This is a genomic window from Pseudoalteromonas sp. AS84 (assembly GCF_038900255.1).
Classification (GTDB): Bacteria; Pseudomonadota; Gammaproteobacteria; order Enterobacterales; family Alteromonadaceae; genus Pseudoalteromonas.
Genome location: NZ_JBBMQY010000021.1, coordinates 1 through 13,187 on the forward strand (window position 1 = coordinate 1; position 13,187 = coordinate 13,187).

A 13,187-nucleotide genomic window follows, 5' to 3' on the forward strand; every position below is an offset into this window, starting at 1 on the left:
GTTTTACCGTGGTCAACGTGGCCGATTGTACCAACGTTTACGTGCGGTTTTACGCGTTCAAACTTTTCTTTTGCCATGACGGAACCTATCAGTTTTGTGTATCTAAATTACATATGAAAATAATCCACCAGAGGTAGATTAAGTTAATTTTTTCAAATAGTATTTTCTGACAGATAAAGGAAGTAATCAAGGAGATTCTTAGGACTGGTGCTGATAGGCAGAGTCGAACTGCCGACCTCACCCTTACCAAGGGTGCGCTCTACCAACTGAGCTATATCAGCAACACAAGAACTGGAGCGGGCAGCGGGAATCGAACCCGCATCATCAGCTTGGAAGGCTGAGGTAATAGCCATTATACGATGCCCGCATAAAAATCTGTTCTTAAACTACCTCTAACCGTCAAGAATAAAGTGGTGGAGGGAGCTGGATTCGAACCAGCGAAGGCTGAGCCGTCAGATTTACAGTCTGATCCCTTTGGCCGCTCGGGAACCCCTCCACGATAATTCTCTACTAATTCACTTCCGGTAAAAGGAAAGTGGTGCCGACTAACCGAGTCGAACGGTTGACCTACTGATTACAAGTCAGTTGCTCTACCAGCTGAGCTAAGTCGGCACTGCTTTAGTACGGGGCGAGATATTAGAGTAAGGTTTATTGGGATGCAACAATAAAATTAAAAAAAGTGTAAATTTTTAGTTTAAATGCTCAATATTCACGCGAAAACACGTTTTTTGCACTTTTTTATACTGTTTCGGTTAATTCATACCAATAATTTAAGCCCTTCATTACTAACAATGAATCAAAAATACTTCCTGCAAATTGCTGTTGCAATAGCGAGCCATAGCCACCAGCAAAAATAATTTGTGGTGCTTGTTCTGTTTTTTGAGCCGTTAAATTCAGCTTAGCTTGCTCAATTGCACCGATGGTTGCCACTAAAGCACCATTTTTTAAACCGTTTGGCGTGTTTTTACCCAATTCATTAGTAAATGGTGTTTTACCGTCATCAAAAACACGTTGGGTGTTTTGTGTAAGCGATGAGGTCATTAAATCAAGCCCAGGTAAAATCCAGCCACCCAAATGTAGGCCTTCACTATCAAGCACGTCAATTGTGGTGGCAGTACCTGCATCAATAACAATGCATGCTTTATGTGGGTATAATGTAAAGCCTGCAATAAGCGCAAGCCACCTATCGATACCTAAGTTACCTACGTGCTCGTAAGCGCATACAAGATCTCCAAGCGTTTTGGTTACTTTGGCTTCAAAGCAAGTAATATTATTGCTAGCCGCTTGCATTAGAATATCGTTTAATAAATCACTGCGCCCTACGCACGCATAAATCACTTCGGTTATTTGCAACCAAGGTAGGTTATTTATATCTGCTGGTTGTGCTTGCTCGTTACCCCACAGCACAGCTTTTAGTGATGTATTTCCTACGTCGATCAGTAATCTCATACTTGCGCCTTTCTGAGGGAGACTTCCCCACCGTAATAACTTTTTACTTCACCATCTTGGCGAATTCGTATTCCACCTTGTGGGTCAATACCTTCACATATTCCACGCCAGCTTCGGTGCCCTGTATTAAGCTCAACATAATCACCAGCAAATGCATTGAGTGAATTCCATTGCTCATACATATTTTGCAAACCTGTTTGACGATACTGCACTAAACGCTGCTCTAAATGATGAGTAAGCGATGCCACCAGCTGGTTTTTATCTAGCTGTTGGGTATGTTGATTTAAGTCGGTCCACGCTTGGTCTATATGTTGGCTAAAGCTGTCTGGCATTTGTAAGTTGATACCTATACCAATCACAAGCTGACAAGGACCTTGCGGCTGTCCGTCGAGTTCAACTAATACACCTGCAAGCTTTTGCTTATTTATATAAATATCGTTAGGCCATTTAAGCTCTACGTCAATTTGGTATAACGCTTTAATTGCATCATAAACTGCAAGGCCTACTGCAATTGATACACCCATTGCAGCTTGAAGCCCGTCATCTAAACGCCAAAAGTAACTGTAATACAAATTAGCGCCGAATGGGGATTGCCAAACACGGCCGCGTCGGCCGCGCCCTGCTTGCTGCATTTCAGCAACAATAACAGTCCCAGACTCAAGCGCTGTTTTAGCCTGTATACGGCGCATAAGCTCACTGTTGGTCGAATCTATAATAGGGTGTACTTCTACATTGGCCGTATTATCACCTAGCGCTTTGTAGTGTTGATCAATTTGCGTTTTATTTAAAAGGCCCACCTGACTATTCAAACAATAGCCTTTGCCAGTCACTTTAAAAATATCCAAGCCCATTTCTTGTAACGTTTTAATATGTTTACTAACCGCAGCTCGGCTAATTCCTAGCTTTTCACCCAAGGCTTGCCCAGATACAAAGCCTCCTTGGTTGAGTGCATTTAAAATAGCGAGTTTGTTTCCATCAGGTGCTTTCATTGCTCAGGCTCCGCGTTAATATGGCATTCGCTGCACGAATCTATCAAACGTACTTCGTGCTCAAGCATAATGTTGTAGCGCGTATAAACCACTTGCTGAATGTGTTTAATCATTTTTATTAGGTCACTACCTTCACTATTTCCGTGATTAACAAGCACTAATGCTTGTTGTTCATGCACTTCTACACCGGCCTCGCGGTGCCCTTTTAAACCACTTTTATCGATTAACCAACCTGCTGCGACCTTGTGATGACTTTGCCCATATTCGTAATGAGGTAAATCTGCAAACTGCTTTAATAGCTCAGCTAACTGCTGGTTAGTAATTATTGGGTTTTTAAAAAAGCTACCCGCATTGGCAAGTGTATATGGGTTAGGTAATTTGCTATTGCGCGTTTTTATAACCTGATCGAATACTGCTTGCGGGGTAATGCTTGAGAGCTGCTGCAGGGGGCCATAACTTAATACTGGTTGCCACTTTTTTGGAAGCGCTAAATGCACTTGCGTGATCACCGCTTTATTTTTAAGGGCATGTTTAAATATTGAGTCTCTGTAAGCAAATTCACATTGCTCGTTATTTAGTGAGTGCATAGTTTTAGTGGTTATATCAAAGTATTCTACCAACTCAATAAATTTAGCTATCTCAACGCCATAAGCACCAATATTTTGTACCGGCGATGCACCCACTGTGCCCGGTATAAGTGCTAAATTTTCAAGCCCGGGTATATTTTTCTCTAATAAATAACTGACTAGTTGATGCCAGTTTTCGCCTGCGGCAATAGTTATTAGTGTGTCGTTCTCACGATCAGTAATTTTAATCCCTTTTAAGGCTATTTTTATAACCGTACCCATGTAGTCATTTAAAAATACGGTATTACTGCCCTCGCCTAGCAAACAAAACGGTGTACTAAAACTTTGCGTTTTAAGTTGCTCAAGCTGAGTAATTTCAACAAAATTTTGGCATTGGCTGTTTAATGCGAATGTATGTAAGGAGTGTAATGAATGCGCCACAAAGCTCTCTAAAAATACCGGTAACTAATCGCAATAGTTTACCTCATCGTCGCAAATGTGGCACTAGATTGTAAAAATCACTCAACCCACCGTGCCAATCGTGATATAAAACCAGCACTTTTTTATTTGTGTTCAGAGTAATGATGAAAATTAAACCTCTTTTTTTAAGCCTCGCTATGGCGGGTATGTGTTCGCAAGCAATGGCTAATGCGATTGACCAAAACTCGTATGCTAACCTTGATGATGTTGTTACTACTCACTTAAACCTTGATTTAGATGTCGACTTTGCCGACAAGCAGTTAGAAGGTTTTGTTGAGCATACTCTTCAGTGGAACAACAGCAAAAGTAGAACGCTTGTACTTGATACCCGCGACTTAGACATTGATAAAGTAATGTACAAAGATCAAAGTGGTAACTGGAAAAAGGCGACTTTTGATTTAGCTAAGCGAGATGACGTTAAAGGTTCAAAGCTTACTATTGTGTTTAAAAACCAAGCTGAAGTAGTTCGTATTTACTACAACAGTCGTCCAGAAGCTTCAGGCCTGCAATGGTTAACACCCACGCAAACGGCAAGTAAAACGCATCCATTTATGTACAGCCAATCGCAAGCAATTCATGCACGTAGTTGGATCCCAGTGCAAGATACACCCGCAATGCGTGTAACTTACTCTGCACGAATTCATACACCAAAAGATATACGTGCTGTAATGAGTGCAGATAACAAAGATGCGCTTTATAAAGATGGCGACTACATTTTTGATATGCCACAAGCAATTTCACCTTACCTAATTGCTATTGGCGCAGGTAACTTAGAATTTAAAGCAATGTCGCACCAAACGGGCATATTTGCTGAACCTACAATTTTAGATGCCTCAGTTGCTGAGTTTGATGACACCCAAGCCATGATCGACAAAACAAACGCGATGTACGGCGAATATGCATGGGGTCGTTACGACTTATTAATGCTACCGCCAAGCTTTCCGTTTGGTGGCATGGAAAATCCACGCTTATCATTCATAACTCCAACAGTTGTTGCTGGTGATAAAAGCTTAGTTAACCTTATTGCCCATGAGCTTGCTCATTCTTGGTCTGGTAACTTAGTAACTAACGCAACGTGGGAAGATTTATGGTTAAACGAAGGTTTTACCTCGTACGTTGAAAACCGCATTATGGAAGAAGTATTTGGTCGTGACCGTGCGGTTATGGAACAAGCACTTGATGCAGCGTCTTTACGCGCACAAATTAAAACAATTGATGCACCAGATACACGCCTTAATTTAAAACTTAACGGGCGCGACCCAGATGATGCGTTTAGCTCAGTGCCTTACACTAAAGGTCAGTTATTTTTAATTTACCTAGAAAACAAATATGGCCGCGATAAGTTTGACCCTTTCGTAAAAGCGTACTTTAAAGAGTTTTCGTTTAAATCACTTACTACCGCGCAATTTGTTACTTACTTAAAAGCTAACTTAATTGAGAAGTACCCCGGTGTTGTAAGTATGGATAAAGTAAACGAATGGATTTTTGAGCCTGGCTTACCAAGTGATGCGCCAAACCCTACTTCTGATGCATTTGATAAAGTAGATACTGCAACAGCAGCATGGTTGAAAGGCGACACAACAGCAGCTCAACTACCAACGGCTGATTGGTCTGTGCATGAGTGGCTACACTTTTTAAATAACTTACCACGCGATTTAAGCATAGAGAAAATGAGCGAGCTTGATAGTGAATTTAACCTAACGCAATCAACGAATGCTGAACGTGCATTTGCTTGGTTTATGCTAGCAGTAGGTAATGGTTATCAACCAATTTATCCTGCGCTTAATAAGCACCTATCAGGTATTGGCCGTCGTAAGTTAATTGTACCGTTATACAAATCACTTATCACTAACGGTAAAAAAGAGTGGGCACAAAGCGTGTACTTAAAAGCACGCCCTGGGTATCACCCTCTTGCACAAGGTACTATTGACGCATTATTTGAATAAATAGCGTTAATTAGAAACTAACAAGGGCCAAATTTGGCCCTTTTGTTTTTCTGTTTTTTACTTTGTCACTTTTTCTAAAAAAGCTTTACGCTCCGTAGCCGTGGCTTGCTGCCACCAAAAATCAAGCATTTGCGGCGCACTTGGCATGCCCTTACCTGTAATTGGTGCTATTGGCTTTATTGGTTGGCTAGGACGAGAAGGTCCTGCAGGCATTGTATTTTGCATTGCCGGTTTATTGCTTGCTAGCTGCGTGTTAGAAATAACACTTAAAGGTTTAGCAACAGCGCTACTTTTTGCTTTTAAACTCACTTGAGGGGCTTCTGCAAATACTTTTGCAGATACCGCATTTTCAGCACGATTAAACACTAAGGTATAATCTTTACCTGCTTCAACAGTTACATTTACCCAAAATGGTTCCGACTCTATAACTTCATGCGTGTCATAATCATCTTCATATAAATCGGTGTACTTTAGCCTAAGCAGATAGGTCCCTGGAGCAAGCTCGACATCGTCAATACGACTAAACAAAGAGCTTTCTAGCATTTTATCGCCCACTTGCAGTGGTACAATTTCTTCTGGAAAGTGAATATTCTCAGCATTAGCCGAAAAACTAACTAATAATGCAACTGCACTACTTATTAAAATTGGTTTAAGCATATTAACTCCTTTATTTGATTTCAGTTTGACACTGCTTTGAAAGTTTGTCATTAGTGAGCTTAAAATTCACAACACCTAATTAGGAACACACTATGAGCCAAGAAACTATTTTTACCAAAATAATTAATCGTGAAATTCCGGCAGATATTATTTACGAAGATGAAAACACTCTCGCATTTAAAGATATAAACCCACAAGCGCCATTTCATGTATTAATTATCCCAAAAAAAGCAATTGCTACTATAAATGATATAAATCCTGAAAACTCACATTTAGTAGGCAACTTATACGTAGCCGCAGCTAAATTAGCTAAGCAACATAATTTTGCTGAGGACGGATACCGCGTAGTTATGAACTGTAACGAACATGGTGGGCAAACTGTTTATCACATACATTTACACATGCTTGCCGGTAAAGAGATGGGGTGGCCACCTTATCAAAATGTAAAAAAAGTAAATTAATTAAAATTTTTCACTAAACTATTCCACTCAACTAATTAGTTACAAATGTTATGGTTTTTCATGGTTATAAATAATAAATAGTTACTTATTTGCAACATTTTATGTTTAAATAATCGTAATATCGTATTTGTTATTGAGAACATCAACGACTTTCTAATACAAAAGGTGTGGAAGTCGTGATAAACTCAGTCAGTCAGCTTTATAAAAGAGTATAAAAACATGAGCAGTTCAGCCTTTTTGTTATTAGATCAAGAGCCAATTAACACTATTGGTATTAACGTTTTAGAACCTTTGTTAAAAACGCAAGGCCTTGACGTAACCACAGGTACTAATATTTTAGACATACCTGAAGGGACTCGACTTTTGTTTATTGAAACATCAAGCAAGGATGCATGGGGAAAACTAAAAGAACAACTAGTAAACCTACGTATTAAATGCGATATCATATTATTTAATCTAGACGAAAACCCTGAACTTGCTAACCGTGCATTGTTGAGCGGTATTCGTGGCGTGTTTTACACAACAGATAACGCCGATGTATTAATGAAAGGTATTCGCTTACTACTTGAAGATCAACTTTGGTATCGCCGCGATATAATGTGTAATGCATTAAATCGTATGCTTCAGTTTAATAAAGATGCCCTGCATAAATTAACTGAAGGTGATATTGAGCCTGTTAAACTCACTAAACGAGAAAAAGCAATAATCTCACTAATGAGTAAAGGTTCGAAGAATAAAGAGATCGCAGAAGATTTAAGTATCAGTCCACACACTGTTAAAACACATTTATATAGCGCATTTAGAAAAACTAAATGTCGTAACCGTATTGAGCTCCTATCTTGGGCACAGCAAAATATTCCTGATGAAATTCGTTAATCAAATATTTAGTTTAAAATTAAAAGCAGACACTTAGGTGTCTGTTTTTGTATGTGTTGCATACTTATTTAATACTAATTTGCTTACTTAAGTGATCTGTTTTGAAAATTGGTATAAGTGTATACTTTTAATAATATTTGTTTAAAAACTACTTTGCTGGACTATTAATGCTCGACTCTTTCACTCTTTATTTTGCCAGCATCGCCATCATGGTTGTAATGACTTTACTTAACTTTTTGACGTGGCGAACAAACAAACAAATTCCAGGCACATTGCTTTATATTTTCTATCCCATATTGCTATTAGGCTCAGTTATTGGCTTTACTCTTGTTGGTGATACACATAATTTAGTAATTATTAGCGCTGCCAGTAGCATGATGTTTGCCGCATCAATAGTGCACTGCCTTTCACTTAGTCAGTTTTTAAATTATCACGGTATTGGTTTTAAATTACTTTGCTCAGTGACCGTTTTTTGCACTGTAATGCTTGGCTATTACACCTTTTTTGACCCATCTTTGCACGAAAGAGTAATTGCATCCGATATACAACACATAGCAGAAGCCGGTTTTTTACTGTTTATATTTATTAAATGTGCCCGCAAACCCTATCCTAATGGCAGCATTGTATACATAACCATTTTAACGCTTGTTGCTTTAAGCTTTATTGGCCGCTCGTTATTTATGAATAACATTGAACAAAAAAACCTTTTAGTAAACGGCTGGTTTAGCTCTTTGCTATTTTTAAATGGCGTAATTGCGCCCATGTTTTATGCTGCAGGTATGGCGTTATTGTGTAATGAGCGCAGAGAGCAGCATCTCAATAAGTTAGCCGATAAAGCACAAAAAGATTTAGAAATACGCGGGCTCTTTTTATCAACTATAAGCCACGAAATTCGCACTCCGCTTAACGGTATTTTGGGCAGTGCTCAACTTGTTATGAACCAAACAAGTGATACTCGCAATAAAGCCTATTGCGAGGCGATTATAAATTCTGCCGAATCTCTTAATTTATTGGTAGATAAAGTACTCGATTATGCAAGTTTGGATCAAAGTGACGAAGCGCTTTACGAAGAAGATGTCGAGTTTAAAACATGGCTTAATAATTTATGCTTATTACTAAGTCCTCTCGCCGAGCAAAAACAGCTCAAGTTTGAACTAATATGTAATATTCCTGAGCAAGCCTGTTATTACTGCGACCAGCAAAAACTTAGGCAAATAATTATTAATTTAGTGGGTAATGCCATTAAGTTTACAGACCACGGAACCGTTAAAATTCAGGTTGATTTAGTTTTAGAAAAGCAACTTGAGCACACTATAAAAATTAGTGTAAAAGATTCAGGGCCAGGTATAGAAAATGATGAGATAGCTTACTTAACAGAGCCCTACGTACAAAGCAGTGCAGGAAAAGAGAAAGGTGGGACCGGCCTTGGTTTAGCTATTACCAGTCGCCTACTTGAAAAGCTCAGTAGCCGACTCGAAATAGCTAGCCAGCTTGGAACCGGCAGTGTATTTAGCTTTACCGTTACTTTTACCTTAGGTGAATTAAGCCTTGTAGAGCAGCGCCATCAAACTAAGGATTACTTAACAGGTCTTGATGTACTACTGGTTGAAGATTTAGATTTAAATCAAAAAATTGCTATAGAATTTATGGCCGACGATGAGCACAAAATTAAGCTCGCAAAAGATGGGAAAAGCGCAATAGAGCTCATGCAAGCTCACCACTTCGATGTTGTTTTGCTTGATATGAACTTACCTGATTTAACAGGCCAAGAAGTACTTAAACGGCTAAAACGCATTGATCATAAAAATCAACGAACGCCAGTACTCGCATTTACTGCAAGCCTTAGCCCTGACGAAGTAAAAGAGTATTTAGAATTAGGTATAAAAGACATTGTAGGTAAGCCTATTAAGCACGAGAAGCTTCGCCAAGCACTTAGCGACTCTCAATCTAATCAAACTGCGAGTATTGCAGTAGAGCTTATTGATACCTTGTATGACAAAACAGCGGCCGAAACACTCACCAGCTCGTTTAGTGAAGATGAAGTGTCGTCGATTTATAATGAGTTTGTGCTTTCGGCGCGTAACAAGCTAATTCGCTGTCAAAAGCTTATTGATCAACAACCAGAGCAATGCATTAAGCTTTTACATCGACAAGCAAGCACTGCTCTGCAACTTGGCTTTAATCGCTATGGTATTGAGCTTAAAAAAATAGAGCGCCGTTTACTCGATAAAAAACCACACAACGATATGCTTGATGAAGCGTTAGATCTGTGGCAACGAAGCTTAGAGCAATATTTAAAGTTTGTGCGTGGGCAGTTAGAGTAATAGTGAATTAGCTTTAAAAACAGCTAATTATTAGCCTCTTCCATATTTATCATCAAATCGCTCTATGTCGCTTTCATCAAGTACAGCACCGGTTTGCACTTCAATGACTATTAACGGCTCTTTTTGATTATTAGCCAAGTTATGAATTTGTTTTGCGGCGATATAACACGATTGGTCTTGCGTTAGCGTATACGCCTGCTCATCAATGCATACATCTGCAATGCCCGAAACCACAACCCAATGTTCAGCGCGATGCTGATGGCGCTGCGTCGAAAGCTTAGCACCGCTGTTAACAGTAATTTTTTTAACTTTAAAGCCAGTGCCCTCAACTAAAGTACGGTAATTTCCCCACGGGCGAAAAACCACTTGATGATGGTTAAGTTTATCAGCCTGTGTTGTCGCAATTTGCTTGAGCAACAAAGGCAGAGAATCCAGCTCATTTTGATTTGCGATTAACGTGGCATCATGAGTATGAATAATCGCTAAGTCACTTACTCCAAGCGTGGCAATAGTGTGTTCAGCCTCGTTAATAACTAAGTTATTAGTGCTTTTTTGAGCCATATAATTAGTATTTAAACTATTACCGTTTTCATCTTTTTTTGTAAGCGCATCAAGGGATGAAAAACTACCTACATCACTCCATTTTAAATCAACAGGCATAACAACTACGTTATCGCTTCGCTCTAAAATGGCGTAATCAATTGAATTGCTTGGGCAGTGCTCAAGCGCACTGTTGCTTGGGCGGGTAAACCCTAAATCTTTAGTAAACTGTGCGGCTGCAGCGACACTCGTTGCTATTTTTGGCGCAAATCGTTCTAGCTCTTTTAAATAGGCTGCTGGGGTAAATAAAAACATGCCGCTATTCCAGCTATAACCTCCTTGAGCTAAATAACGGTTCGCTGTATCTAAGTCAGGCTTTTCTTTAAATTGAGCGACATCGTAACAACCTGTTCCAGCAATAGCCGCGCCTTGTTTTATATAGCCATAGCCAGTATGTGGCTTTGTAGGTGTAATCGAAAACGTCACTAACTTCCCTTGCTCAGCAAATTTTACAGCTTCTGGGAGCTTAGCTGTTAATGCATCAAAGTTTTCAATATGATGATCGGCAGGCATCACTAGTAGCGGACCAGTAACACCATTTTGTAGTGCGTAGTGCGCCGCTAATCCGATAGCAGGCGCGGTATTTTTACCGTTAGGCTCAAGTAATAATGCACTAGGAGCTAAGCTTGCAACTTGCTCGGCGGCAATAAATCGGTGCTGTTCGTTACACACTAAAATAGCATTATCGAACAACCCATCAGAAACACGCGCCAACGTACTTTGTAGCAATGACGTGTTTTCATTTAGTAGTGGTAAAAATTGTTTAGGCATTGCTTGGCGAGAAAGCGGCCACAAGCGAGAGCCTATGCCACCTGCTAAAATTACAGGAGTGATTAAAGTGTTCATTACGAAATTTGCCGCCAACAAAAAATATCAGCGGCTATTTTAACACTTTATTGGCTCTGCGCTAAATTAACGTGTTTATATTAATGTAAAAGAGTCTGCATCTAAATAGGCAGGAAACGCTGCTTTAAACTCATCCAGTGGTGCTTTTTCAAGTGTTATAGTAACTAGTTGTTCGGTGTCATCTTGCGCTTTAGTCAAGGCATCGCCTTTAAAGTCGTATACCGCTGTACCACCATTGTGCGCGGCACCATTACCATCATCCCCTACGCGATTAACGCCTACTACGTAACACAGGTTTTCCATTGCACGCGCCATAAGTAGCGTATCCCATATGTGGCGGCGCACAGCTGGCCAATTTGCTACGTTTATCATTACATCGTAGTCATTATTATTACGTTGAAATACCGGAAAACGCAGGTCATAACATACCTGCGGTAATAGTTTAAAACCGTTGATTTCAAAAACTTTGCGCGCCAGCCCTGCTACAACGTAATCGCCCTCACTGCCTAAGCGAAATAAATGGCGTTTGTCGTAATAACTCACCTCACCGTCGGGCTTTACCCAATAAAACCGATTGGCTTTTTTATTGCCTTGCGCAACCAGTACCGAACCGGCAATAACCGCATTATGTTTATGAGCCTGTGCCTTTAACCAAGTAAGTACTTTACCGCTTTCGGGCTCTGCACAATCTAAATTAATAGCAAAGCCAGTCGAAAATGTTTCGGGCAGTAAAATAAGATCGGGCTGATTAGTAATTGCTTCAAGCTGTTTATTAAACATGGCTAAATTAGCGTCTTTATCAAGCCAGTGAAGCGAGCTTTGCAATGCTGTAATAGTTAAAGTTGACATAATATTTGCGCTGCCTCTATGAGAGTGTTGTCGTTTTTAGCAAAGCATAAACGAATTACTTTATCGGTTGGTGGCTTTTGATAAAACACACTTAACGGAATAGCCGCAACACCTGCTTGCTCAACTAACCAATGGCAAAATTCAACATCGTTTAAATCCGATACATCACTGTAATCTAACAATAAAAAGTAAGTGCCCTGGCTAGGTAAAATTTTAAAACGGCTGTTACTTAAATGACTCGCTAATAAATCACGCTTTTGCTGATAAAACCTACTTAGCTCATCTATATGCTCGCCTTGCTGCTCTAGCATATCGCCAAGCGCATGTTGTGCGGGGGTAAAGCTTGAAAACGTAACGTACTGATGAATTTTTCTAAATTCGATAGATAAATCGGCAGGCGCAATACAGTAGCCCATTTTCCAGCCCGTGCTGTGAAACGTTTTACCAAAACTCGATATAACAAAACTTTTGGCAAATAACTCATCATCGCGTAATACACTTAAATGCGGTTGTTCATCAAACGTAATATGCTCATATACCTCGTCGCTTATTACATATAAATTGTGAGTACCAACTAACTCTTTAAGTGCTTTTATATCTTGTGGCTGTAATATTTTACCGCTTGGGTTATGAGGCGTATTAATAATAATGGCACGGGTATTTTTAGTAATTGCTTGGCTTACTATTTGCCAATCAATAGTGTAATTTGGCGCACTTAAAGCAATGTGTACCGACTTTCCACCAGCAAGTTCAATTGCCGGCTGGTAGGAGTCATATGCAGGGTCAAATACAATTACTTCATCACTGGGGCGCACGATTGTTTGAATAGCCACAAACAATGCCTCTGTTGCACCCGAGGTAACAGTAATTTGATCAGCCGCGTTTATATCAGCGGCATATTTACGCTTTGCTAAATTAGCTATTTGTTGCTGTAATCGTGGTACACCACTTGAAGGTGAATATTGATTAACGCCCTGCTGAACATAATAATTTAGCTGCGTTTTTAAAAGTTCTGGAGCATCAAACTCAGGAAAGCCTTGAGAGAGATTAATTGCCGAAAACTCATTAGCCAACCCGCTCATTTGGCTAAATATACTAACGCCTAAATTTGGTAATTTACTTTCAAACACGTGATGCCCTTAAT

The 13,187-nt window shown here is 39.7% G+C and carries 11 protein-coding genes, 4 tRNA genes and 1 pseudogene; 4 read left to right on the top strand and 12 right to left on the bottom strand.

Features of this window, described 5'->3' with window-relative positions; genetic code table 11:
• The 8 genes and pseudogenes from WNY79_RS17175 to murB all read right to left on the bottom strand — a co-directional run.
• Positions 1–77, bottom strand: a pseudogene (locus WNY79_RS17175) (elongation factor Tu); the annotation flags it as partial.
• A 128-nt stretch (positions 78–205) separates the two neighbouring features.
• Positions 206–281 (bottom strand) — tRNA-Thr (locus WNY79_RS17180).
• An 11-nt stretch (positions 282–292) separates the two neighbouring features.
• Positions 293–367, bottom strand: a tRNA-Gly gene (locus WNY79_RS17185).
• Between the two features lie 44 nt (positions 368–411).
• Positions 412–496: transfer RNA gene (locus tag WNY79_RS17190), tRNA-Tyr, on the bottom strand.
• Positions 497–536: 40 nt separating this feature from the next.
• Positions 537–612 (bottom strand) — tRNA-Thr (locus WNY79_RS17195).
• Between the two features lie 126 nt (positions 613–738).
• Positions 739–1,449: a type III pantothenate kinase gene (locus tag WNY79_RS17200; RefSeq protein ID WP_182197737.1), complete on the bottom strand. Its 711-nt coding sequence runs from the start codon at positions 1,447–1,449 to the stop codon at positions 739–741.
• Entirely contained in the window at positions 1,446–2,438 is a 993-nt protein-coding gene (gene birA, locus WNY79_RS17205; RefSeq protein WP_024597284.1) for a bifunctional biotin--[acetyl-CoA-carboxylase] ligase/biotin operon repressor BirA, read from the bottom strand. Before birA ends, WNY79_RS17200 begins: the two co-directional genes overlap by 4 nt.
• Positions 2,435–3,445 carry a UDP-N-acetylmuramate dehydrogenase gene (gene murB, locus WNY79_RS17210; RefSeq protein ID WP_342876471.1) on the bottom strand — a complete coding sequence of 337 codons (1,011 nt, stop codon included), beginning with the start codon at positions 3,443–3,445 and terminating at the stop codon, positions 2,435–2,437. The genes birA and murB overlap by 4 nt, the downstream gene beginning before the upstream one ends.
• Before the next feature lie 143 nt (positions 3,446–3,588).
• Here murB and WNY79_RS17215 point away from each other — a divergent pair, with 143 nt between their 5' ends.
• Positions 3,589–5,430, top strand: coding sequence for a M1 family metallopeptidase (locus WNY79_RS17215; RefSeq protein ID WP_342876472.1), 1,842 nt, complete (start codon positions 3,589–3,591; stop codon positions 5,428–5,430).
• A gap of 57 nt (positions 5,431–5,487) precedes the next feature.
• On the opposite strand, the gene WNY79_RS17220 is transcribed toward WNY79_RS17215, so the two are convergent.
• A complete protein-coding gene (locus WNY79_RS17220; RefSeq protein ID WP_342876473.1) occupies positions 5,488–6,087 on the bottom strand; it encodes a DUF2057 domain-containing protein in 600 nt (199 codons plus the stop codon).
• 92 nt (positions 6,088–6,179) lie between these two features.
• Here WNY79_RS17220 and WNY79_RS17225 point away from each other — a divergent pair, with 92 nt between their 5' ends.
• From WNY79_RS17225 to WNY79_RS17235, 3 genes are all read left to right on the top strand, one after another.
• On the top strand, positions 6,180–6,548 hold the full coding sequence (locus tag WNY79_RS17225; RefSeq protein ID WP_024597062.1) for a histidine triad nucleotide-binding protein: 369 nt from the start codon (positions 6,180–6,182) through the stop codon (positions 6,546–6,548).
• Between the two features lie 219 nt (positions 6,549–6,767).
• Entirely contained in the window at positions 6,768–7,424 is a 657-nt protein-coding gene (locus tag WNY79_RS17230; RefSeq protein WP_004334929.1) for a response regulator transcription factor, read from the top strand.
• A gap of 167 nt (positions 7,425–7,591) precedes the next feature.
• Positions 7,592–9,748, top strand: coding sequence for a response regulator (locus WNY79_RS17235; protein ID WP_169044553.1), 2,157 nt, complete (start codon positions 7,592–7,594; stop codon positions 9,746–9,748).
• 30 nt (positions 9,749–9,778) lie between these two features.
• Here the strand turns inward: WNY79_RS17235 and WNY79_RS17240 are convergent, their stop codons facing one another.
• The 3 genes from WNY79_RS17240 to WNY79_RS17250 form a co-directional block, all read right to left on the bottom strand.
• Positions 9,779–11,194: a mannose-1-phosphate guanylyltransferase/mannose-6-phosphate isomerase gene (locus tag WNY79_RS17240; protein WP_342876474.1), complete on the bottom strand. Its 1,416-nt coding sequence runs from the start codon at positions 11,192–11,194 to the stop codon at positions 9,779–9,781.
• 75 nt (positions 11,195–11,269) lie between these two features.
• Positions 11,270–12,043 (bottom strand): amidohydrolase, encoded by a 774-nt coding sequence (locus tag WNY79_RS17245; RefSeq protein ID WP_342876475.1) that lies wholly within the window; start codon positions 12,041–12,043, stop codon positions 11,270–11,272.
• Positions 12,031–13,173: a methionine aminotransferase gene (locus WNY79_RS17250; protein ID WP_342876476.1), complete on the bottom strand. Its 1,143-nt coding sequence runs from the start codon at positions 13,171–13,173 to the stop codon at positions 12,031–12,033. Before WNY79_RS17250 ends, WNY79_RS17245 begins: the two co-directional genes overlap by 13 nt.
• Positions 13,174–13,187 lie beyond the last annotated feature (14 nt).